We start from the raw sequence: 20,704 nt of genomic DNA on the forward strand, positions 1-20,704 counted from the left end.
TCATGTCCAACAGCCGCACCGTCATCCTGTTCTGGCAATTGGCCATTCTCGCAGTCGTTCTCGTCGTCTGGCAGTGGGGCTTCGAATGGAGCAAGACGTTGCTGCCGAAGGCCTACGTGCCGAAAATCCTCGATCCCTATTTCGTCGCCAAGCCGTCGCTGATCTGGCAGAGTTTCTTGCGGCTTGGCTGCTTCGCAGACGCGACCGGCTTTACCGCCTGCATCAAGGGCAGCGACAACAATCTATGGCTTGCCACACTCGTCACGTTGAAGAACACCTGGTGGGGCTTTCTGTTCGGCTCGGCGAGCGGGATCGCGGCCGGCCTGGTGCTCGGCCGTTCCGATTTCCTCTCTCGCGTGTTCAGCCCCTACATCGTGGCGCTCAACTCCATACCGCGCATTGCGCTGGTCCCGCTCGTCATCCTGATTTTTGGCCTCGGTGACCTCTCCAAGATCGCAACCGCCTGGCTCGTCGTGTTCTTCGTGGTGTTCTTCAATACCTTCGAAGGAACGCGTGCGGTCGACCGTGACCAGATCGCTGCCGCCCGCCTGCTCGGCGCCAGCGAATTCACGGTGCTGCGCACGGTCGTGATCCCGTCCGCGCTCGCCTGGGTGTTTGCCTCGCTCCTGCCGGCCGTTTCTTTCGCGCTGATCGGCGTCATTATCGGCGAGTTCATCGGTGCCGAACGCGGTCTCGGCAAGCTCATCATCGAAGCCGAGGCGCGGGCCAATGCCAGCGAGATGATGGTGGCCATCTTCGTCATGATGTTCGTCGGCATCCTGCTGGCGATCGCGGTGCGTTCGCTGCAGTCCTACCTCTTGCGATGGCAGCCGCAATTCGAGGCTTCGGCGTAGCCCGCGTCAGCGGCTGAACCGCGCCACCAGCTCGACATGCGGCGTGTGGCGGAACTGGTCGACCGGTACCACGGACTCCAGCCGATAGCCGCCGTCGATCAAGAGCCGTGCGTCGCGGGCAAAGGTCGCGGCGTTGCAGGACACGGCGATCACGACCGGCACCTTGCTCGCCGCAAGCTTCAGAGCCTGCGCCTGCGCGCCCTGGCGCGGCGGGTCGAATACCACGGCGTCGAAGTCCCGCAGCTCCTGCGGCATCAGCGGGCGGCGGAACAGATCGCGGGGCTCGCATTTGATCGGCTTCAGGCCAGGTGTTCGCGCAGCTTTCGCCAGCGCCGCGACGGCGCCGGCGTCGCTGTCATAGGCTGCAACGCGCGCCTTCTCCGCGAGCCTGAGCGCAAACGGACCGACGCCGCAGAAGAGGTCGAGCACCTCCTTGGCCTTGCCGATGCGCTCTGCGACGAGTGCCGCAAGCGTCTCTTCGCCCGCCACCGTCGCCTGCAGGAACGAGCCCGGCGGCAGCGTCACCTCGGCGCGGCCCATCCTCACCGTCGGCCGCAGGCGTTGCAGCACCAGCTCGCCATGCCGGGTCAGCCGCGCCAGACGGTGCTGTTCGGCGACTCGCGACAGCGCCGTGACCAGCGCCGTCGGCAGCGGGCCCGAGCCGCGCACGTCGACATCGAGCCCGTTGGCGGTCGCGGTGACCTGGATGTCCAATGGCTTGGTCACCGGCATCTTGGACGTCAGCGGCTCGGCAAGTGCCCAGGCGGCATCGAGTGCGCCCTCGAGCGCGGGATCGAGGATCGGACAACGATGGATCGGGATGACGTCGTGCGAGCTCGCAGCCGAAAAGCCGACCTTGAGGATATCGTGCGTGCCGAACCGGCCGTGCAGCGTGATGCGTCGACGCCCGGCGCCGTGGGCGTCGACCAGCGGCGCCACCTCGCAATCGATGCCGGCCTGCGCCAGCGTTTCGATCACCATGTTGCGCTTCCAGGCCCGATACGGCTCGTTCGCCCAATGCTGGATCGCGCAGCCGCCACACACGCCGAAATGCGGACAGAATGGTTCGACGCGTTCCGGGCTTGCGACCTCCACCGCCAGCAGCTTGCGGCGGTCGGGATGATGGCCCACGACGTGATCGACCTCGACGGTCTCGCCGCCGAGCGTATAGGGCACATAGATTGCTTCGCCGGCGTCGAGGCAGACGCCGTCGCCGCGATGGCCGACATGATCGATCGTGATGCGCTCAACCACGGCGCGCGCCCAGGAAGAATTCGATGTTGCCGTCGCCGCCCGTGATCGGCGAGGGGAATATGTCGATCTCGGTGCAGCCGAGCGAAGCCGCGAAGGCTGCGATGTCGTCGCAGATCTCCCGGTGCACGGCGGCATCGCGGATGATGCCCTTCTTGTTGTGCTTCCTGTCAGCCTCGAATTGCGGCTTGATCAGCGCCAGCAGGCTCATCGGTGCGGCTGCCAGCGACAGAGCTACCGGCAGCACTGATTTCAGCGAGATGAAGCTGACGTCGATGACGACGACATCGGGCCGCGCCGGCAGGCGCTTGCCCTCATAGCTGCGGATGTCGGTCTCCTCCATCGACACGATCTTGGGATGATCGCGCAGCGAGGGATGCAGCTGGCTTGTGCCGACATCGATGGCGAACACCAGGCTCGCGCCGTTCGCCAGCAGCACCTCGGTGAAGCCGCCGGTGGAGGCGCCGACGTCGAGGCAGACATGGTCCTCGATCTCGATCGGGTACCGCTCCAGCGCCCCGGCGAGCTTGACGCCGCCGCGGGAGACGTAAGGGTGCGCCGGCTCGGCCTGGATCACCGCGTCCTCGGCAATCGTCTCCGACGGCTTTGCGACCTGCTTGTCGTCGGCCGTGACGAGGCCGGCCTCGATCGCCGCGCGGGCCCGCGCCCGGCTCTCGAACAGGCCGCGCTCGACCAGCAATACATCCGCGCGCTTGCGGGCAGGGGGCATCGGATCTCCGACGGACGACTAAAAAGCTTATGTAGCGATCAATCGCGCGGCCGCCATCCGGACGCAAGTCTCGAACGCGGTGAGATCGTGCCAGACGTCGGTCGGCATAGTGGCCGGCGTCACCAGCGGGCAGCCGTGCAGCTCCAGCGCATGGATCATCATGAGGTTGTCGACGAGGCCGAAATCTTCGACCGCCAGCCCCTGGGCATCGACCAGCCGACCATCCTCGGACACGACGTCCATGAAGCGACTGAGGCGGTCGGCATAGGCGGCGCCATCGTTGGAATAAGCCAGGCAGAATTTGCGGCGGCCGGCCATGTAGCCGAGCTCGTAGACGGTGCCGGGATCGGCGCCGGCGCCGCGGAACGGCGTGAGGTTGGCGATGATGGCATCGGCCGCGTCCATCATCGCCTCGTTGCCGCAGAAAATCTGCCGCGAAGCGTCGCGCGCGGTGAGGTCGATCGCGTTGTCGAGGGGGTAGAGCCCGGTAAGCCCGTGCGCGGCGCAGATTTCGACCTTGCGCCGGCCGATCTCGACGGCATCCGGCAGGAACACGTCGGGGCCTGCCAGATAGATTTTCATCGCACGACCGATTGAGAAGGCATCGGAGTTGCCGCGACGTTGGCGGTGCAAAACCTCTCCCAAGGGGAGAGGTCGCGCCAAAGGCGCGGGTGAGGGGTTACGTTCTCACGTGGGATCTGAGCCCCTCACCCGGATTGCACTGGACGATGCTTCGCATCGCCAGGAGCAATCCGACCTCTCCCTACGGGAGAGGTGGGGTTCAGCGTCTGCCGCGACAATCAAGCCAGCTTGACCGTCTCAGTCTTCACATCCTTGCCGAGCGCCTCGAACACCTTGGCCACGATGCCCTTGGCGTCGAGGCCGGCGCGGGCGTACATGGCGGCCGGGGTGTCGTGATCCTGAAACACGTCGGGCAGCACCATCGAGCGGAACTTGACCATGCCGCTGTCGAGCACGCCCTGGTCGGTCAGGAACTGCGCGACATGCGAGCCGAAACCGCCGATCGAGCCTTCCTCGATCGTGATCAGGATCTCGTGGTCGCGCGCGAGCTTGAGCACCAGCTCGGTGTCGAGCGGCTTCATGAAGCGCGCATCGGCGATCGTGGTCGACAGGCCGTGGGCGGCGAGCTCGTCGGCCGCCTTCTCGCATTCGGCGAGGCGGGTGCCGAAGGAGAGCAGGGCGATCTTGCTGCCCTGGCGGATCATGCGACCCTTGCCGATCTCGAGCGGAATGCCGACCTCGGGCATCTCGATGCCGCGGCCTTCGCCGCGCGGATAGCGCAGCGAGCTCGGACGGTCGTCGATCGCAACCTGGGTCGCCACCATGTGCACCAGCTCGGCTTCATCCGCCGCCGCCATGATCACCATGTTAGGCAGGCAGCCGAGATAGGCGTTGTCGAACGAGCCGGCATGGGTCGCACCGTCGGCGCCGACGAGGCCGGCGCGATCGATGGCGAAGCGGACGGGCAGGCTCTGGATCGCGACGTCGTGGACGATCTGGTCGTAGCCGCGCTGCAGGAAGGTCGAGTAGATCGCGCAGAACGGCTTGTAGCCTTCGGTCGCAAGGCCCGCGGCAAAGGTCACCGCGTGCTGCTCGGCGATGCCGACGTCGAAGGTGCGGTCGGGGAAGGCCTTGTTGAAGATGTCGACGCCGGTGCCCGAGGGCATCGCCGCGGTGATGGCGACGATCTTGTCGTCCTTCTGGGCTTCCTTGACGAGGCTCTGGCCGAACACGTTCTGATAAGCCGGCGCGTTCGGCTTGGCCTTGGCCTGCGTGCCGGTCGCGACGTCGAACTTGACGACGGCGTGATACTTGTCGGCGGAGGCTTCCGCCGGGCCGTAGCCCTTGCCCTTCTGCGTCACGACGTGGACCAGGATCGGACCGGTCTCCATGTCGCGGACGTTCTTCAGCACGGGCAGGAGATGGTCGAGGTTGTGGCCGTCGATCGGGCCGACATAGTAGAAGCCGAGCTCCTCGAACAGCGTGCCGCCGTCCATCATGAAGCCGCGGGAATATTCCTCGACGCGATTGGCGCGGTTGGCGAGGATCTTTGGCAGGCGCTTGTTGATCTGCTTGGCCGCATCGCGCAGCGTGCGATAGGTCTTGCCGGAATAGAGGCGCGACAGATAGGCGCTCATGGCGCCGACCGGCGGCGCGATCGACATGTCGTTGTCGTTGAGAATGACGATCAGGCGCGAGTTCATCGCACCCGCATTGTTCATGGCCTCATACGCCATGCCGGCCGACATCGCGCCGTCACCGATCACGGCGATAACGTTGTTCTTGCCGCCGGAGAGGTCGCGCGCCACGGCCATGCCGAGGCCGGCGGAGATCGAGGTCGAGGAATGCGCCGCGCCGAACGGATCGTAGTCGCTCTCGCTGCGCTTGGTGAAGCCGGACAGGCCGCCGCCGGTGCGCAGCGTGCGGATGCGGTCGCGCCGGCCGGTGAGGATCTTGTGCGGATAGGCCTGGTGGCCGACGTCCCAGATCAGCCGGTCGCGCGGCGTATCGAAGACGTAATGGATCGCGGTGGTGAGCTCGACCACGCCGAGGCCCGCGCCGAAGTGACCGCCGGTCACCGAGACGGCATCGATGGTCTCCTGCCGCAGCTCGTCGGCAACCTGGCGAACCTGCTCGACCTTGAGCTTGCGCAGATCTTCCGGCGTCCGGATGGTGTCGAGAAGCGGCGTCTTACTGTATGCGTTCACGGCGATTTCCAATTTGTCAGCACCGGAAGGTCATTCCGGTGCGCGATGGGTTTGCACAATATCGGCGCAGCGCGAGTCCTATAACCGTCGGAGCCACCTGCACGGGGCAAGGCCCCGCCTTCAAGCTTAGGTAAGCTTAAGTGTGCTCCGGTTCAGTCTCTGTGATCCCTGTCACTTAGATCGGCTTCGTCCGTCCCAAGCCAATTTCATTAGCAGTTTGAAGCGCTTGTCGTCGGTAATCGGTGCCCACGCAAGGCTTACAAAAAGCCACACTCCGCGCAGCTTTACACCAAAGCTTAGGCCAAAGCCAACCCGCTGGGCCGATTAGGGGTATGCAGGTGCAACTCGCGGACCAGAAGTGGTTAACCTCGGTGCGGGGTAAGGGGTTCCGGCCTTGCTCGGTTCTTGGCAGGCTTTTTGGCCCGAGTATGGGCTTTTCTAGCTCTCAACGACCCGATTCGAAGGCAGGGGCGTATCCACCGCCAGGGAACCGCATGCCGGCCGGGAGCTGCGCACTGCGATAAGGACGCAGCGGCCACGCTTACCGCGAACACATTCTACGCGGACCTGCGTCGCGGTCTTGCGCCGCCCTGCGGGGGCAGAAGACTGAGCGGGAGAGCACTCTTATTACTGGACGTCGAGCGGGGCCGTGCCGGTGGCCTGGCCGCTGGCATCGGTGGTGATCTTGTCGACGCGCGCCTCGGCCTGGCGCAACAATTCCTCGCAGCGCCGCTTCAGGGCCTCGCCGCGCTCGTAGATCGTCACGGATTCCTCGAGCGGCACCTTGCCGTCCTCGAGCCGCTTCACGATCGTTTCGAGTTCCTCGATCGCGCGCTCGAAGGTGAGCCTGGAGACGTCGACTTGAGTGTTTTCGGCCATATCCGTTTCCGATTGCCCGATTCGCTTCACCTTTGAGAAAGCAGAGTTTTACGGGCGTAATGTGGCGGGTGGGTCAAGCGCCCATCAGGGCGCCGACATGCGCCGTAACAGATTCTTTCAGTCCCTGCAGGTCATAGCCGCCCTCGAGCACCGAAACAACGCGGCCGCCGGCGGTCTTGTCGGCGAGGTCCATCAGCTTGCGCGTCACCCAGGCATAGTCCTCCGCGCGCAGGTTGAGCGAAGCCAGGGGATCGCGATAATGCGCGTCGAAGCCGGCCGAGATGATCAAGAGCTCCGGGCTGAATTTCTCGAGCTGCGGCAGGATCAGATTCTCGAACGCGACGCGGAATTCCGGGCCGCCGTCCTCGGAGGCGAGCGGCGCATTGACGATGGTGTCGTGATCGCCGCGCTCGCTTTTGGCGCCGGTGCCCGGAAACAGCGGCATCTGGTGCGTCGAGCAGTACATCACGGTCGGGTCCGACCAGAAGATGTCCTGCGTGCCGTTGCCGTGATGCACGTCGAAGTCGACGATGGCCGCGCGCTTGATGCCGTATTTGCGCTGGGCGTGGCGCGCGGCGATCGCGACGTTGTCGAAGAAGCAGAAGCCCATCGGCTTGCCGATCTCGGCGTGATGTCCGGGCGGGCGGACCGCGACGAAGGCGTTGCGATGCTCGCCGGCCATCACCGCTTCGGTCGCCGCAACCGCGCCGCCGACGCCGCGCATCACCGCCTCCCACGTGCCGGGGGACATCGAGGTGTCGCCGTCGATGTAGACCTGACCGCTGGTGGGCGCGATGTGGCGCAGCTCGGTGACGTAATGCTCGTTGTGGCAGAGCGTGACGAGATCGAGATCGCCCTCAGGCGCCTCCTCGCGCGCCAGGAACTGGAAGCGCTCATGCGACAACGCTTCCTCCACCGCGCGCAGGCGATCCGGCCTCTCAGGGTGTCCCGGCGGCGTGACATGGTCGAGGCAGGCCTTGTGGGAAAGGAGAAGCGTGCTCATCAGGTCGGCCTCACGGAAAACGGGCTTTTGCCGTCGTTGGCGCATCCGGCGCCAAAACGCAATGCAAAATCCAATCTAAGCGCTTGGCCGGGAATGGCAAAGGGCTGCCCGCTTGATCCGGATCAATTCACCCGCAGGATGCGCCGGGGCGGCAGCGGACCGACCGGCCCGTGCGCCCGGAAGAACGCGAACAGCGCGTCCGCATCGTAACCGCCGTATTGTGGCGCGGTGCCCTGCTTGGCGACGGTAAACCCGTCTCCGCCGACGGCGAGGTAATCGTTGAGCGTGACGCGGTAGCCGCTTCCCGGCTCGATCGGCCTGCCGCCCAGCGTCATCTTCTCGAGGCTGACGCGCTCGCCGAACGGTTTTGAAGCATCCCAAGTATAGCTGAAGCCGTTCGACACCTGGAGAATCCGCGGCCGCTTCGGGTCCAGCCATTGCTGCTCGAGCAAGTCCTTGAGCTGGCTGCCCGTCAGCGTCATGGTGACAAGACGATTGCGGAACGGCTGGCTGGCGAAGACGTCGCCGAACGTGATCGCGCCGTTCTCCTTTGGAACGATGTCGGTGCGGATGCCGCCGGGATTGGTGAGCGCGATGACAGCGCTGCCATCCTTCGCATCGCGCGTTGCGAGCAATTGCGCGTCGGCGATGATATCGCCGAGCGCGCTTTCGCCGGCCTCGTTCGGCACGCGCGACAATGTCTGCGTCACTGAGCCGGCGGGCCGGTTGGCGATCGGCGCGGAGAGCTTGTCGTAGGCGTCGATCAACGCGGTCTGCTCGGGATCCCTGGCCAGCGAAGCATTGGCGACGATGACGTTCTCGGCCTTGGCGGCGACGATATCGCGAGTCACAGGATCGAGCTTGAGGTCGATCGCGGTGACGAGTGTGCCGTATTTGTCGCCGCTAGTGACGAGCCGCCCGTCGATATTGCAGATGTAGGCGCGATGGGTGTGGCCGCTGACGACGACGTCGACGGCAGGATCGAACTTCCTGACTATGTCGACGATCGGTCCCGTGATGGCAGGGCATTCATTGTAGTCGCCGGCGGGCTCGCCGCCCTGGTGGATCAGCACCACGATCGCTTCGACGCCGCGCGACTTCAGCTGCGGCACCAGCGCGTTCACCGTCTCGGCCTCGTCGCGGAATTCGAGCCCGGCGATGCCCGCTGGCGAGACGATGCCGGCGGTCTCCTTCAACGTCAGGCCGATGAAGCCGACGGGGATGCCGTCGAACTCCCTGATCTCGTAGGGCGGCAGCACGCTCTTGCCGGTCGCGGTCTCGACGGTGGAGGCCGCGAGATAACGGAATTTGGCGCCCGTGAAGGGATGCGGCCCCTGGCAGCCGTCGACGGGATGACAGCCGCCGTTCTGCATGCGCAGAAGCTCGGTGTTGCCCTCGTCGAATTCGTGATTGCCGACCGAGCTTATCGCAAGGCCCATCATCGAGAGCGCCTCAATCGAGGGCTCGTCGTGAAACATCGCCGACAGAAACGGGCTCGCGCCGATCAGGTCGCCAGCGGCGACGAAGATGGCGTTCTTGTGTCCTTCGCGCAGCTGCTTCAGCAGCGTCGCCATGTACTCGGCGCCGCCGGCTACCACCGTCACCTTCTTGGACTTGTCCTCGGGGTCGTTGATGCGGATGCCGCCCGGCGGCGGCCGCAGATGGCCGTGAAAATCATTGATCGCGAGAATGCGCAGCTCGACGGGGGCTGCGCTCTGGGCCGCAGCAGGGAGGGTGCCGGTGAGAGCGAGGACGAAGCAAGCCAGGCGGAGAAGATGTCGCATGGAGTTAGACTATTCGTTCGGCGCGAAGATTTCACGAAGGTTGTTGTCATCATTTTTGAGGCACGCGCAGCGTCGTTCCCCCGACAATCCCATCATCGCACGAGCCATGCCGCTCGATGAATGCCAGGTCCGCTACGTGCCGCAACAATTAGCTACAATGTTTCATTTGAAAAACCGCTGGTTGTGGTGCACGATCCGGCCCCGTTCGCTTCAGACAGACCGTCAGATTCATGATTGCCGCCCCCCGGATCGACGAATCCTCACCGTATTATCGCGGCTGGCGGGTCGTGCTGGCGTGCTTCCTGATGGCCTTCTTCATGTTCGGCTTCGGCCTCTACGGCCAAGGCGTCTATCTCGCCGAGTTGCAGCGCGCTCACGGCTGGCCGGGCACGCTGATCTCCGCGGCCAGCACCTTCTCGTTTCTCCTGACCTCCGTGCTCGTCATCTTCACCGATGACCTGCTCGAGCGCATCGGGCTGCGCGCGCTGATCCTGTGCGGCCTGTCGGCGCTCGGCGCTTCGACTGTGCTGCTGGCGCTGGTGCAGACGCCCTGGCAGCTCTATCTCGCCTATGCGCTGATGTCGGTTGGCTGGACCGGCATGGGCACGGTGGTGATCGCGACCGTGCTGAATTCCTGGTTCGAGCAGCGGCGCGGCCTCGCGCTCAGCCTTGCCTTCAACGGCGCGACTTGCGGCGGCATCATTCTCGTCCCGCTGCTGCTGTCGCTGACCGGCAGCATCGGCTTCCGTTCCGCGATGCTGGCGGCGACCCTCGCGATGATGGTGCTGGTGCTGCCGGCGGTCGTGACCTTCATCGGCTGGCCCGCAGGCATGGCGCCTGCAGCGGGCGGACGTTCCTCCGGCTCCTCAGCGCCGGTTCGCTCGCGCAAGGCGGTGCTCGCCAACGCGGCGTTCTGGACCATGGTGCTGCCGATCGCGTTCGCGCTGATGGCGCAGACGGGTTTCATCGTCCACCAGGTGACGTTTCTCGAGCCGCTGATCGGCCGCTCCGCCGCAGGGCTTGCCGTCACGATCATGGCGGCGATGGCGATCGTCGGGCGCCTCTCGCTCGGCCTGTTCGTCGACCGGCTCGATGCCCGGCTCGCCTGTGCGGTTTCGATGACGAGCCAGGCGGCTGCGCTGTTCGTGGCTCTGCAAAGCACGAGCCCGACCGTGCTGCTGGCCTGCTGCGCCGTCTACGGCTTCTCGATGGGGAACATGATCACGTTCCCGCCCTTGATCATCCAGCGCGAGATCGGTGCTTCGGCCTTCGCGACCGCGGTGGGCTTGGGCACCTCGATCAGCGGCATCGTCAGCGCCTTCGGCCCCGGTGTCGTCGGTCTCGTGCGGAGCGTTACGGGCAATTACACGACGGCGTTTGCGATCTGCGTGGTGCTCGATCTCGCCGCGGCGGGCGTGGTGCTGTGGCGGCCGGGGAGAAGGGCTCAGGTCGCAGCTTTGTAGCCCGGATGGAGCGCAGCGCAATCCGGGACCGCTGTATCCGCGGTGAGACTTTCCCGGATTTCGCTACGCTCCATCCGGGCTACGATGTCGCGTTTGCGGCGCTCACCTTACCCCAGCAGCGCCGCATCCGCCGCTGCGACCGATTCCGCGCTCTCGGTCACGGTGCGCTCGAGCGCGCCCGCCTGCACCGCGATGTTCTCGGCGAAGAAGCGCGCCAGCGCGACGTAGCGTGGCGCGTCGCCAAGGCCTTCGGCCTTGGCGGCGAGCGCCTCGGAGGCGAGCAGGCAGCCGCCGAGCGTGGAGCCGAATTGCTGCAGATAGGGCGTCGCCCCCGCAAGCGCGTCGTTCGGCGCGGAGGCAACGCGCTCCAGCAGCCATTTGCTGGTGCGCGTGAGCGCCTCCAGCGCCTCGCGCAGCTTGGTGCCGGTGGTGCCGAAGGCGGGATCGTTGGAGGCCTCCACCTGCTTGACGGTCGCCGAGAGCTCGTCGAGCAGCGCCCACACCGACGCGCCGCCATTGGCAGCTAACTTGCGCGTGACGAGATCGATCGCCTGGATGCCGTTGGTGCCCTCGTAGATCGCGGTGATGCGGGCATCGCGGTAGTGCTGGGCCGCGCCGGTCTCCTCGATGAAGCCCATGCCGCCATGCACCTGCACGCCGAGATAGGCGACCTCGTTGCCGATATCGGTGGAATAGGCCTTGGCCATCGGCGTCAGCAGCGCCGCGCGTGCGGCGGCTTCAGCGCGCACCGTCGGATCCTTGGCGCGGGTCGAGACGTCGATCGCGACAGCCGTCGCATAGCAGATGGTGCGGGCGGCCGCGGTCTGGGCCCGCATCCGCATCAGCATGCGCTTGACGTCGGGATGCACGAAGATCGCATCCGAGCCGTCGCCTTTCTTGCCTACCGCGCGGCCTTGGCGGCGCTCCTGCGCATACGACAGGGCCTGCTGGTAGGCCCGGTCGGCAACGCCGACGCCCTCCAGGCCGACGCCGAGGCGGGCCTGGTTCATCATCGTGAACATGCAGCGCATGCCCTGGTTCTCTTCGCCGATCAGATAGCCGATCGCGCCGCCATGATCGCCCATGGTCATGGTGCAGGTCGGCGAAGCATGCATGCCGAGCTTGTGCTCGACGCCGCTCGCATAGATGTCGTTGCGCGGCCCCAGCGAGCCGTCCGCGTTGACCATGAACTTGGGAACGAGGAACAGCGAAATGCCTTTGGTGCCGGCGGGCGCATCGGGCAGACGCGCCAGCACGAAATGCACGATGTTGTCGGTCATGTCGTGCTCGCCATAGGTGATGAAGATCTTCGTCCCCTTGATGCGATAGGTGCCGTCGGCCTGCTTCTCGGCCCGGGTGCGCAGCGCGCCGACGTCGGAGCCGGCCTGCGGCTCGGTCAGCTGCATCGTCCCGGTCCATTCGCCGGAGACGAGCTTTTCGAGATAGATCTGCTTCAGCTCGTCGCTGCCGTGGGCGTCCAGCGCCTCGATCGCCGATGCCGTCAGCAGCGGGCAAAGGCCGAAGGCGACGTTGGTCGCGCTCCAGATCTCGGTGCAGGCGGCGTTGATGGCGAGCGGCAGGCCCTGGCCGCCGAAATCTTCCGGGCCGGACACCGCGTTCCAGCCGCCCTCGGTCCAGCGCTTGTAGGCGTCAGGCCAGCCCGGCGCGGTCGTGACCTTGCCATCCTCGAGCTTGATGCCGTGCTCGTCGCCGATCTTGTTGAGCGGCGCCAGCACGTCGGATGCGAACTTGCCGGCTTCCTCCAGCACGGCGGCCGCGAGGTCGGCATCGAAATCGCCGTAATGGCCGGCCTCCAGGGCGGCCTTGAGGCCCGCGCCATGGTTGAGCGACAGCAGCATGTCAGAAATCGGCGCGCGGTAGGTCATGGCTCACTCCCCGAGAACAGATATTGGCGCCGTATTCCCATGAAACGGGAGCGGTCTCAACTGCCGGGACGCCGGATGGCCTGGCCGGAACGGGCAGGGCCGTCGGAGCCCAGAATAGAGTGTCGGCCGCCGGGCCCTTTTTGCCCCTCCAGGCGGTTGAAATGCCGCGCCGCTCCCTATAGACCGGCTGCGACCGACGGGAATCTGCGGGTGCCGGTTCTGCCCGTTCCGTTCGTCGTCTGTTGGGGCGTAGCCAAGCGGTAAGGCAGCGGATTTTGATTCCGCCATTCGGAGGTTCGATCCCTCCCGCCCCAGCCAGATCTCCCGCCCCGCCTGAAATCACCCACGAAACCGGCCTGGCTGGGGAGCTGCTGCGCAGCTCTGCGCTGCACAGGGTGTTTCTCGGCAAAGATTCCGCCGACCGGGCCTTCCCCATGCGAACCATGACCCGCCGCGACAAAGATGGCGACGTTGAGGGGCGAACGGTCTACGACGGTGAGGTCATCTCATGAACGCCACCTAAAAACGAGAACAACGTCATGCCGCACTTAGTGATCGAATATTCGGAAGGGGCGCTCGCTCGCGACGACGTAGCAGGCTTGATGGAAGCGCTCTTTGAAGCCGCTTGGCGAACGGGCATCATGAAGGCGGAGGACGTCAAGGTGCGCGCGTGCGTCTACAACGATTTCCTGGTTGCCGGGAAGCGTGACAGCTTCGTGCATCTGTCTGTCTATTTGCTCGAAGGTCGATCGCCCGACCAGAAGGTCGAGCTGAGTACGAGCCTTCGACGGACGATGACAGAGCGATGCCCGGATGTGGCCAGCATAAGCGTGGATGTCCGTGACATGGACCCGGTCGCCTACAAGAAACGGCTAAAATGACGGGTGCTCGCCAAAAGGCGGCAGCTTCTCAGACGAGCAGGGGCTGCGCGGCGAGGGACATCTCCTTGAGGAGAGGCAGGAAGCGATCGATCATCTCACCGGTCGTGATGCGATCGACATGAGCGCCGATATTTGCGGCCGCGATGACGGCGCCATCGTAGCGGCGAATTGGCACCGATATCGACCGAAAGCCCTCTTCGGCTTCTTGATCGACAAGGCTATACCCTTTGGTGCGGTCGGCAATGATCGTCGCAATCACTGCCGATTTGTCGACCAGCGTCGACTGGGTCAGAGCCGCCAGCTTCATGCCGTCGACCGTTCTCGTCAGCTCGTCGTTTGCCAATCTGCCCAGCAGAACGCGTCCCACCGACGTGCAGAAAGCCGGCAGCCGATATCCTATGTCCAGTCCGGTCGAAAATACCCGCGCCGGACTCGAGCGGGCGATGAAAACGACCTCTTCGCCATCCAGGACCGCAAGGGAGCAGACCTCCCTGGCCTTGCCGGCGACCTCGTCCATCAACGGCTGCATCACGGTGCTGATTTGGTTCGACGTCAAATAGGCCGAAGCCAAAAGCAGCACTCTGGGCGTTAGCGAAAACAACCGCTCGTTGCCCGCGACGAATCCGGATTTTACGAGGGTCATCAGAATCCGGCGCACCGTCGCCCGCGGAAGATTCGCGCTCTTGGAGAGGTCGCTGAGGGTCATTGGACGGCGATCGATACCGAACGACTGTATCACGCGAAGACCCCGATCCAGGGTCTCGATGAACTCGCTGCCCTCCCGCGCCTTTTCCTCTTCTTCCGTACGCTTCAGCCTCGGCATTCTATTGGGCGGTCCCTCTCAGTGGCCTCTCGAAAGCGAGAACCATCACAAATCCGCGCGCTAGGCGCCAGCCTTGTCTCCGGCTGTCACCAGGGATTTGAGGTCAAAGGAAGGGTCTGCGGCTTGCTCCGGTGCAGGGGAGATTCCCGCCGCAATCAGGCGTCGGGCTGCCATTTGCTCGCCTGGCCGGTTGACGCTGTCCACCGCGACCAATCGGCCCTGGCGATAGTAGAAGACCGAGAATCTTCCGTCGTCGACCGAACCTCGGACCGCCTGCCGATCATATCGTCCGGCCAGCCCGACGATCTGCAGCTTGACGTCATATTGGTCGGACCAGAACCTCGGCACATTCTCATAGGGCGCTCGAGCGCCGGCGATCGCCAGTCCAGCGGCCTTCGCTTGATCCTGGGCGTTTTGCACCGATTCCAATCTCACCCAGCTTTCGCAAAAGCGGTTGAAGTGGTTGGCGCAGTCACCGGCCGCGAAAATGTCCGATGTTTCGCATTGTCCGTGCGCGTCAACGACAATTCCATTCGTGCATCTAAGCCCCGCCGAGCGCGCGATCTCGTCATTGGCGACACCACCAATCCCCACCAGCACCAGGTCGGCGTGGACAACGGCACCGTTGCCCAGCACGACAGCGGAAACTTTTCGATCGTTTCCTTTGAAGGAAGCAACCGTTTCGTCGAGCATCACGTCGACGCCAGCCCGCAAATGCGTATCAAGAAGAAAGGTCGACAAGACCGGCGAGACGGCACGTTCAAGCAGGCGGCTGCTCGCTTCCACGACGGTGACCTTCTTGCCCAGCTTTGCCGCGGAGGCCGCAACTTCCAGCCCTATGAAGCCGCCCCCGATGATGACAATCTCCGCAGCATTGGCCAGACCTGCCTTCAGGTCGATCGCATCGGTCACCGAACGCAGATAGAAAATTCCATCGAAGTCCGCGCCTTCAACCGCGATGCGCCGCGCGCGCGAGCCCGTGGCGAAGAGGAGTTTTTCAAACTTCAGAGCGTTGCCGCCGGCCAGAGTGACCTGTCGCGCGCGCAAATCGAGCAGCGTGGCGCGCTGCCCAAGAACGAGATTGATCTGCTTGCCTTCGAAGAAAGTCTCGTCGCGCAAGATCAGATTTTGCTCGCTGATGCGCCCGAGAAGGAAGTCCTTGGATAGCGGCGGCCTCTGATAGGGCAGCCACTCTTCGTCGCACACAATGGTGATGGGCTGAGAATAGCCGGCGTCACGAGCCGTGAGAGCGGCTTGAACCCCGGCATATGATGCGCCGATGATGACCAGCCCTGTCATGATTGCCTCGCCGGCACATGGACCACCAGCTCGTCGAGAGGGGCGGGCACCTTCAGCTGGCAACTCAGCCGACTGTTCGGCTTTCGCTCTCCCGAGACGGCGGACAGCAACTCGAGCTCTTCTTCGCTCGGCTGAGGGAGAGAGCTTGCTTGTTCTTCATCGACGTAGACGTGACAGGTCGCGCAATCGAGGCAGCCGCCGCATTCGCCGTCGATGCCGTGAATACCGTTGCGGACGGCCGCGAGCATCACGCTCACGTCGCGTCCGACCTCGATGGATTTTCCGCTGCCGTCCTGCTGGACAAATCTCACTCGCGGCATCCGACCTCCGTTTCCTAAGTGTGTTCGATCTGTGAACATAAGTTCGTTAAACGGTTACAGCAGTTCTGGCGGACCCTCAATCCCGACTTGTTGGCCGCCGCTGCGGTTCCATTAGGCAAGTTATGCGGAAATATTTTGCTTGCTTGCGCGTCACATTGGAGTCATTCTGAACGATACCGAACCAATGTTCGTCTACCGAACGACAGGGCAGGATGCAATGAAGCTGACGACAGCGATCGTGGGAGTGGTGCTGACATCAGGCGCGGCGTTTGCCCAGCAGCAGGAGGCCAATGCTCCCTCGCTTGCCTTGATCAACGGCAAGATTCTCACCATGGACGGTCAGTCAAAGGTTGCGGGAGCGCTTGCCGTTCGCGACGGACGAATCTTGGCCGTAGGAGACGCGGCGACGATCAAGGCGTTGGCCGGAAATCGCACCCGCACGATCGACTTGCAGGGCAAGACGGTCGTTCCCGGGCTGATCGACACGCACGCGCATTTCAAGGCTGCCGGTCTGTCCGACTACGTCGTCAACATGAGCGGCGCCAAGACTGTTGCGGATGCCCTCGCAAGCATCAAGCAGTTCGTGGCGAAGAAAAAGCCCGGCGAGTGGATCATCGGAAGCGCCTGGCATCCCCCGTCACAGCTCGCGGAAAAGCGTTACCTGACACGCCAGGAGATCGACGGCGTCGCGCCGAACAATCCGGTCTATCTCCGGACCGTTGGCCACTTCTCGATGGCCAATTCGATGGCGCTCGAGAAGGCCGGCGTAACCAAGGCCACGCCAAACCCGAGCGGCGGATCGTTTGAGCGCGACAGTGCCGGTGACCTGACCGGCGTTCTGGTCGAGACGGCGATCGATCAGGTCGAAAAGACCGTTCCGGAGTGGACGGCGGACGACGAGCTTCGCCAATTCAAGCTCGCGGAAGGTGTGCTGAACTCGTTCGGGATCACCAGCGCCGTAGAAGGGGCCACCTCACCCAGGGACATCGCGGCCCTGCAGCGCGTGGCGCAGGCCGGTGAAGCAACGCTACGGGTCGGTCTCATGTGGCGCCCGGAACCCCCCGCCGAGAACGCGGCCTGGGAGGCCATCATGCGAGGCAACGGCGCCTCCTCCGGCTTTGGCGATGACTGGCTGAAGTTCGCCGGAATCAAGATCCTTTACGATGGCGGCATGACGCTCAAGACGGCGCTCATGCGCGAGGCCTATCCAGACTCGCATGATGGCTACCACGGCATTGCCCAGCAATCGCCGCAACGCCTCAAGGAGCTGGTGTCCATTTGCAATCGCCACAATTGGCGCGTGGGTGTCCATGCCGTCGGCGACAAGGGCATCGACCACGTCCTTGATGCATTCGAAGCGGCCGACAAGGAGAAATCGATCAAGGATCGGCGTTTCGTCCTGATCCATGGAAGCCTGATAGTGCCCGAGCAAATGGAGCGCGCGAAACGCCTCGGTGTCAGAGTCGACCTCCAGAACGTTTTCATGTGGGACAAGGCGGCCACCGTCGAGCGCTTCCTGGGTGCGGCGGTCGCCAATCGGGCCGTGCCCACGAAAACTCTCATCGAGAAGGTGGGGCTGAACAGCCTCGGCGCAGGCACCGACTTCCCGGTGAACACGATCAATCCCTTCATCAACATCTACGTCATGGTAACCCGCAAGGATCTCGCCGGACGCGTTTATGGAGCGAACGAAGCCGTCAGCCGCGAGCAGGCGCTGCGCCTCTACACCAGCGCGGCATCGCACTATATGTTCGAAGAGAACGAGAAGGGGACGATCGAGGCCGGAAAACTCGCGGACCTGACCGTGTTGTCGGCGGACCTCATGACGGTCCCCGAGGAGCAGATCAAAGACATCAAAGCCGACCTGACGATCGTCGGCGGCAAGATCGTGTTTCAGCGTTAGTCTGCGTCCCGATAGCATGAGGACGCATCTCGAAGCCGAGAGAGGAGATCCAAGTCATGATGAGCCAAGAGCAGAACGACCTCATTACCCGCATCGGACCGAAGGCGCCTGCGGGAAAGCTGATGCGGATGTATTGGCAGCCTGCTGCGCTCGTCGACGAACTCGCGGAGGGGCGCCCCATCAAGGCCGTCAAGCTTCTCGGTGAGAACTTCGTTCTGTTCAAGGACGAAACGGGGCGCTATGGCCTGCTCGATCGCGACTGCCCGCATCGGGGCGCCGACCTTGCCTTCGGCCGGCTCGAGAACGGTGGCCTGCGCTGCGCCTTCCACGGGTGGCTGTTCGACGTCACGGGACAGTGTCTCGAGACGCCCGCCGAGCCTGCAAACTCCTCGCTCTGCAAAAATATCAAGCAGCGGTCCTACCCCGTCGTGGAGAAGGGTGGAATCCTGTGGGCGTATTTGGGTGAAGGCGAGCCGCCCGCGTTTCCGGAGATCGACTGCTTCGCGGCGCCGGACGAATACACCTTCGCCTTCAAGGGCCTGATCGAATGCAATTGGCTGCAAGCGCTGGAAGTCGGCATCGACCCGGCTCACGCATCGTTCCTTCACCGGTTCTTCGAGGATGAGGATACATCGGCGGCCTATGGCAAGCAGTTTCGCGGTGCGTCGGCCGACTCGGAAATGCCCATGACGAAGGTCCTGCGCGAGTACGACCGGCCGATCATCAACGTCGAGCACACCGAATACGGCCTGCGGCTCATCGCCTTGCGAGAAATCGACGAGCAGCGCACCCACGTTCGCGTCACCAACCAGCTATTCCCGCATGCGTTCGTCATTCCGATGAGCACGGAGATGACGATTACCCAGTGGCACGTGCCCGTCGACGACGTGAATTGCTATTGGTATGCGATTTTCACCAGCTACGCCGCGCCCGTCGACAAGGCGAAAATGCGCGCGCAGCGCCTCGAGCTTTACGAATTGCCGGAATACCGCTCGCGGAAGAACAAGTCGAACGACTACGGCTTCGACCCGCACGAGCAGGCGACCGAGACTTACACCGGCATGGGCGCGGACATCAACGTCCACGACCAGTGGGCCGTCGAGTCGATGGGCGCTATTCAGGACCGGACGCGTGAGCATCTCGGCCAATCCGACAAGGCGATCATTCAGTACCGCCGGCTGCTTCGCCAGGAGATCGAGAAGGTGGCCTCCGGGGGCAAGCCGCTGTTGTTCCTCGACGCTGCCAGCGCGCGCAGCATCCAGGGGCCGGCCACAATGGACGGCATCGGTCCGACGAAGGGCTGGGAAACCTACTGGATGGAAGTGGACGTCAAGCGTCGTCGGGGCGCTCCCTGGGCCGCGCCGGTGCCCGCCGAGCTCGCCAAGAAGGTGCCTCACCTGACCGCCGCCGAATAAGCCAGGCCGCCCAGCTCAGCAAAGGAGATGTCGTTGAGTTTCGTCGAAAAGCACGGTCTCTGGTCGGCCGAACAGAAGGAGGCTGCCATCCGCATGCGGCGGATGGCGGAGGAGCAGGAGTTGCATACGATCCGGCTCTCCTTTCCGGACCAGCACGGCATCTTGCGCGGCAAGGCGCTGGTCGCTTCCGAGGCGCTCTCGTCGATCGAGAGCGGCTGCTCGATAACGACGACATTGCTCGCGAAAGATACCTCTCACCGCACGGTGTTTCCCGTCTTCACCGCCGGCGGCGGGTTCGGGATGCACGAGATGCAGGGGGGAGGCGACATCTTGATGGTCGCCGATCCCACCACCTTCAAGCTTCTCCCCTGGGCATCAAAAACCGGGTGGGTGCTTTGCGACCTCTACTTCTCCGACGGACGACCCGTGCCCTTCGCCTCCAGGGGCCTGTACCAATCCGTGCTGGGGCAGCTCAAGGACCGGGGCTATGATTTCAAAGCGGGCCTCGAGGTCGAATGCCACATCTTCAGAGTCGAGAATCCCCGCCTGGCGCCTTGGGACGCCGGCAGTCCCGGCCAACCGGGCGAGCCTCCGGAGGTCAGCCTGCTTTCGCAGGGCTATCAGTACCTGACGGAGCAACGTTACGACCAGATGGAGCCTGCGCTCGAGCTGATCAGGCAAAACATCGTGGCGCTGGGCTTGCCGCTTCGGTCGATCGAGTTGGAATACGGCCCGAGCCAGTGCGAGTTCGTGTTCCAGCCCACCGTCGGCATTGAGCCGGCGGACACCATGGTGCTGTTTCGTACGGCAGTGAAGCAGATCTGCAACCGCCACGGCTATCACGCGACCTTCATGTGCCGGCCGCGGATACCGAACGTGATGTCATCGGGGTGGCACCTTCACCAATCGCTGGTCTCCCGAACAGACGGCGTCAACGCGTTCATGACCAGCGAACCGGCCGGCCTGTCGAACCTTGGCAAGCACTATATGGCCGGGCTGCTGGAGCATGCCAGGGCATCCGCGGTCTTCTCGACGCCGACGATCAATGGCTACAAACGCTACCGTTCCTACTCGCTGGCTCCGGATCGGGCGATCTGGGGACGCGATAACAGGGGCGTCATGATCCGCGTGCTGGGCGGTCCCGACGATAAGGCCACCCGGCTCGAAAACAGGATCGGCGAGCCGGCCGCAAACCCCTATCTTTACATGGCGTCGCAGATTCTGGCCGGCCTCAACGGCATTGATCGCCAGCTCGATCCCGGTCCGTCGGCGGACACCCCCTACGAGACCAAGGCGAACCTCCTGCCGACCTCCTTGCGCGAGGCGGTGTTCGCGTTGCGCGATGACCCCTTCTTCCGCGAGGCTCTGGGAGAGAAATTCGTCGACTACTACGTTTTCATCAAGAACGCGGAAATTGAGCGCTTCCAATCGACGGTCACCGAGTGGGAGCAGCGAGAATATTTCGAAATGTTCTGAAACAGCAT

17 protein-coding genes and 1 tRNA gene are annotated in these 20,704 nt (G+C 64.0%); 7 read left to right on the forward strand and 11 right to left on the reverse strand.

Annotated features, from left to right (window positions below):
* Window positions 1-2: 2 nt before the first annotated feature.
* The gene (locus I6F16_RS10585) at window positions 3-854 is read left to right on the forward strand and encodes an ABC transporter permease (RefSeq protein ID WP_225112638.1); all 852 of its coding nucleotides are present in this window, start codon (window positions 3-5) and stop codon (window positions 852-854) included.
* A gap of 6 nt (window positions 855-860) precedes the next feature.
* Here I6F16_RS10585 and I6F16_RS10590 read toward each other — a convergent pair whose 3' ends face one another.
* The 7 genes from I6F16_RS10590 to I6F16_RS10620 all read right to left on the reverse strand — a co-directional run bounded on the left by I6F16_RS10590 (window position 861) and on the right by I6F16_RS10620 (window position 9,230).
* Window positions 861-2,108 (reverse strand): methyltransferase, encoded by a 1,248-nt coding sequence (locus tag I6F16_RS10590; RefSeq protein WP_225173670.1) that lies wholly within the window; start codon window positions 2,106-2,108, stop codon window positions 861-863.
* Window positions 2,101-2,835, reverse strand: a complete 735-nt coding sequence (locus I6F16_RS10595) for a TlyA family RNA methyltransferase (RefSeq protein WP_128263630.1) — start codon at window positions 2,833-2,835, stop codon at window positions 2,101-2,103. The genes I6F16_RS10590 and I6F16_RS10595 overlap by 8 nt, the downstream gene beginning before the upstream one ends.
* A gap of 27 nt (window positions 2,836-2,862) precedes the next feature.
* A complete protein-coding gene (locus tag I6F16_RS10600; protein ID WP_225112640.1) occupies window positions 2,863-3,417 on the reverse strand; it encodes a nucleoside 2-deoxyribosyltransferase in 555 nt (184 codons plus the stop codon).
* A 218-nt stretch (window positions 3,418-3,635) separates the two neighbouring features.
* The gene (dxs, locus tag I6F16_RS10605; protein ID WP_225112641.1) at window positions 3,636-5,564 is read right to left on the reverse strand and encodes a 1-deoxy-D-xylulose-5-phosphate synthase; all 1,929 of its coding nucleotides are present in this window, start codon (window positions 5,562-5,564) and stop codon (window positions 3,636-3,638) included.
* A 627-nt stretch (window positions 5,565-6,191) separates the two neighbouring features.
* Window positions 6,192-6,443 (reverse strand): exodeoxyribonuclease VII small subunit, encoded by a 252-nt coding sequence (locus I6F16_RS10610; protein WP_008132970.1) that lies wholly within the window; start codon window positions 6,441-6,443, stop codon window positions 6,192-6,194.
* A gap of 73 nt (window positions 6,444-6,516) precedes the next feature.
* On the reverse strand, window positions 6,517-7,446 hold the full coding sequence (locus I6F16_RS10615) for a histone deacetylase family protein (protein WP_036004131.1): 930 nt from the start codon (window positions 7,444-7,446) through the stop codon (window positions 6,517-6,519).
* A 122-nt stretch (window positions 7,447-7,568) separates the two neighbouring features.
* Complete coding sequence (locus I6F16_RS10620; protein ID WP_225153974.1) at window positions 7,569-9,230, reverse strand: bifunctional metallophosphatase/5'-nucleotidase; 1,662 nt, start codon at window positions 9,228-9,230, stop codon at window positions 7,569-7,571.
* Window positions 9,231-9,460: 230 nt separating this feature from the next.
* On the opposite strand from I6F16_RS10620, the gene I6F16_RS10625 reads away from it, so the two are divergent.
* Window positions 9,461-10,693 carry an MFS transporter gene (locus I6F16_RS10625; RefSeq protein WP_225112643.1) on the forward strand — a complete coding sequence of 411 codons (1,233 nt, stop codon included), beginning with the start codon at window positions 9,461-9,463 and terminating at the stop codon, window positions 10,691-10,693.
* A gap of 107 nt (window positions 10,694-10,800) precedes the next feature.
* Here I6F16_RS10625 and I6F16_RS10630 read toward each other — a convergent pair whose 3' ends face one another.
* Window positions 10,801-12,579 (reverse strand): acyl-CoA dehydrogenase, encoded by a 1,779-nt coding sequence (locus tag I6F16_RS10630; RefSeq protein WP_225112644.1) that lies wholly within the window; start codon window positions 12,577-12,579, stop codon window positions 10,801-10,803.
* 243 nt (window positions 12,580-12,822) lie between these two features.
* Here I6F16_RS10630 and I6F16_RS10635 point away from each other — a divergent pair.
* Window positions 12,823-12,897 (forward strand) — tRNA-Gln (locus I6F16_RS10635).
* A gap of 221 nt (window positions 12,898-13,118) precedes the next feature.
* Window positions 13,119-13,460, forward strand: a complete 342-nt coding sequence (locus I6F16_RS10640; protein ID WP_036026098.1) for a 5-carboxymethyl-2-hydroxymuconate Delta-isomerase — start codon at window positions 13,119-13,121, stop codon at window positions 13,458-13,460.
* 28 nt (window positions 13,461-13,488) lie between these two features.
* Here the strand turns inward: I6F16_RS10640 and I6F16_RS10645 are convergent, their stop codons facing one another.
* From I6F16_RS10645 to I6F16_RS10655, 3 genes are read right to left on the reverse strand one after another with little or no spacing between them, the layout of a single operon-like run.
* A complete protein-coding gene (locus I6F16_RS10645) occupies window positions 13,489-14,283 on the reverse strand; it encodes an IclR family transcriptional regulator C-terminal domain-containing protein (RefSeq protein WP_036026095.1) in 795 nt (264 codons plus the stop codon).
* A gap of 60 nt (window positions 14,284-14,343) precedes the next feature.
* Window positions 14,344-15,582 carry an FAD-dependent oxidoreductase gene (locus tag I6F16_RS10650; RefSeq protein WP_225112732.1) on the reverse strand — a complete coding sequence of 413 codons (1,239 nt, stop codon included), beginning with the start codon at window positions 15,580-15,582 and terminating at the stop codon, window positions 14,344-14,346.
* The gene (locus I6F16_RS10655) at window positions 15,579-15,941 is read right to left on the reverse strand and encodes a 2Fe-2S iron-sulfur cluster-binding protein (RefSeq protein WP_346730175.1); all 363 of its coding nucleotides are present in this window, start codon (window positions 15,939-15,941) and stop codon (window positions 15,579-15,581) included. Before I6F16_RS10655 ends, I6F16_RS10650 begins: the two co-directional genes overlap by 4 nt.
* A gap of 268 nt (window positions 15,942-16,209) precedes the next feature.
* Between I6F16_RS10655 and I6F16_RS10660 the strand changes: the two genes are divergently transcribed.
* From I6F16_RS10660 to I6F16_RS10670, 3 genes are read left to right on the forward strand one after another with little or no spacing between them, the layout of a single operon-like run.
* Window positions 16,210-17,805 carry an amidohydrolase gene (locus I6F16_RS10660; RefSeq protein WP_225173671.1) on the forward strand — a complete coding sequence of 532 codons (1,596 nt, stop codon included), beginning with the start codon at window positions 16,210-16,212 and terminating at the stop codon, window positions 17,803-17,805.
* A gap of 56 nt (window positions 17,806-17,861) precedes the next feature.
* The gene (locus I6F16_RS10665) at window positions 17,862-19,220 is read left to right on the forward strand and encodes an aromatic ring-hydroxylating dioxygenase subunit alpha (protein ID WP_036004148.1); all 1,359 of its coding nucleotides are present in this window, start codon (window positions 17,862-17,864) and stop codon (window positions 19,218-19,220) included.
* 33 nt (window positions 19,221-19,253) lie between these two features.
* Window positions 19,254-20,696: a glutamine synthetase family protein gene (locus tag I6F16_RS10670; RefSeq protein ID WP_225112730.1), complete on the forward strand. Its 1,443-nt coding sequence runs from the start codon at window positions 19,254-19,256 to the stop codon at window positions 20,694-20,696.
* Window positions 20,697-20,704: the final 8 nt, after the last annotated feature.

It is taken from the genome of Bradyrhizobium sp. IC4060, from assembly GCF_020193715.1.
In the GTDB taxonomy this organism is placed as follows: Bacteria; Pseudomonadota; Alphaproteobacteria; order Rhizobiales; family Xanthobacteraceae; genus Bradyrhizobium; species Bradyrhizobium yuanmingense.

Coding starts and splice junctions, on each gene's coding strand:
- I6F16_RS10595 (WP_128263630.1), bottom strand. CDS start 2,835: ATGCCCCCTGCCCGCAAGCGCGCGGATGTATTGCTGGTCGAGCGCGGC.
- I6F16_RS10600 (WP_225112640.1), bottom strand. CDS start 3,417: ATGAAAATCTATCTGGCAGGCCCCGACGTGTTCCTGCCGGATGCCGTC.
- I6F16_RS10645 (WP_036026095.1), bottom strand. CDS start 14,283: ATGCCGAGGCTGAAGCGTACGGAAGAAGAGGAAAAGGCGCGGGAGGGC.
- I6F16_RS10625 (WP_225112643.1), top strand. CDS start 9,461: ATGATTGCCGCCCCCCGGATCGACGAATCCTCACCGTATTATCGCGGC.
- I6F16_RS10655 (WP_346730175.1), bottom strand. CDS start 15,941: ATGTTCACAGATCGAACACACTTAGGAAACGGAGGTCGGATGCCGCGA.
- I6F16_RS10620 (WP_225153974.1), bottom strand. CDS start 9,230: ATGCGACATCTTCTCCGCCTGGCTTGCTTCGTCCTCGCTCTCACCGGC.
- I6F16_RS10640 (WP_036026098.1), top strand. CDS start 13,119: ATGCCGCACTTAGTGATCGAATATTCGGAAGGGGCGCTCGCTCGCGAC.
- I6F16_RS10585 (WP_225112638.1), top strand. CDS start 3: ATGTCCAACAGCCGCACCGTCATCCTGTTCTGGCAATTGGCCATTCTC.
- I6F16_RS10665 (WP_036004148.1), top strand. CDS start 17,862: ATGATGAGCCAAGAGCAGAACGACCTCATTACCCGCATCGGACCGAAG.
- I6F16_RS10615 (WP_036004131.1), bottom strand. CDS start 7,446: ATGAGCACGCTTCTCCTTTCCCACAAGGCCTGCCTCGACCATGTCACG.
- I6F16_RS10610 (WP_008132970.1), bottom strand. CDS start 6,443: ATGGCCGAAAACACTCAAGTCGACGTCTCCAGGCTCACCTTCGAGCGC.
- I6F16_RS10650 (WP_225112732.1), bottom strand. CDS start 15,582: ATGACAGGGCTGGTCATCATCGGCGCATCATATGCCGGGGTTCAAGCC.
- I6F16_RS10630 (WP_225112644.1), bottom strand. CDS start 12,579: ATGACCTACCGCGCGCCGATTTCTGACATGCTGCTGTCGCTCAACCAT.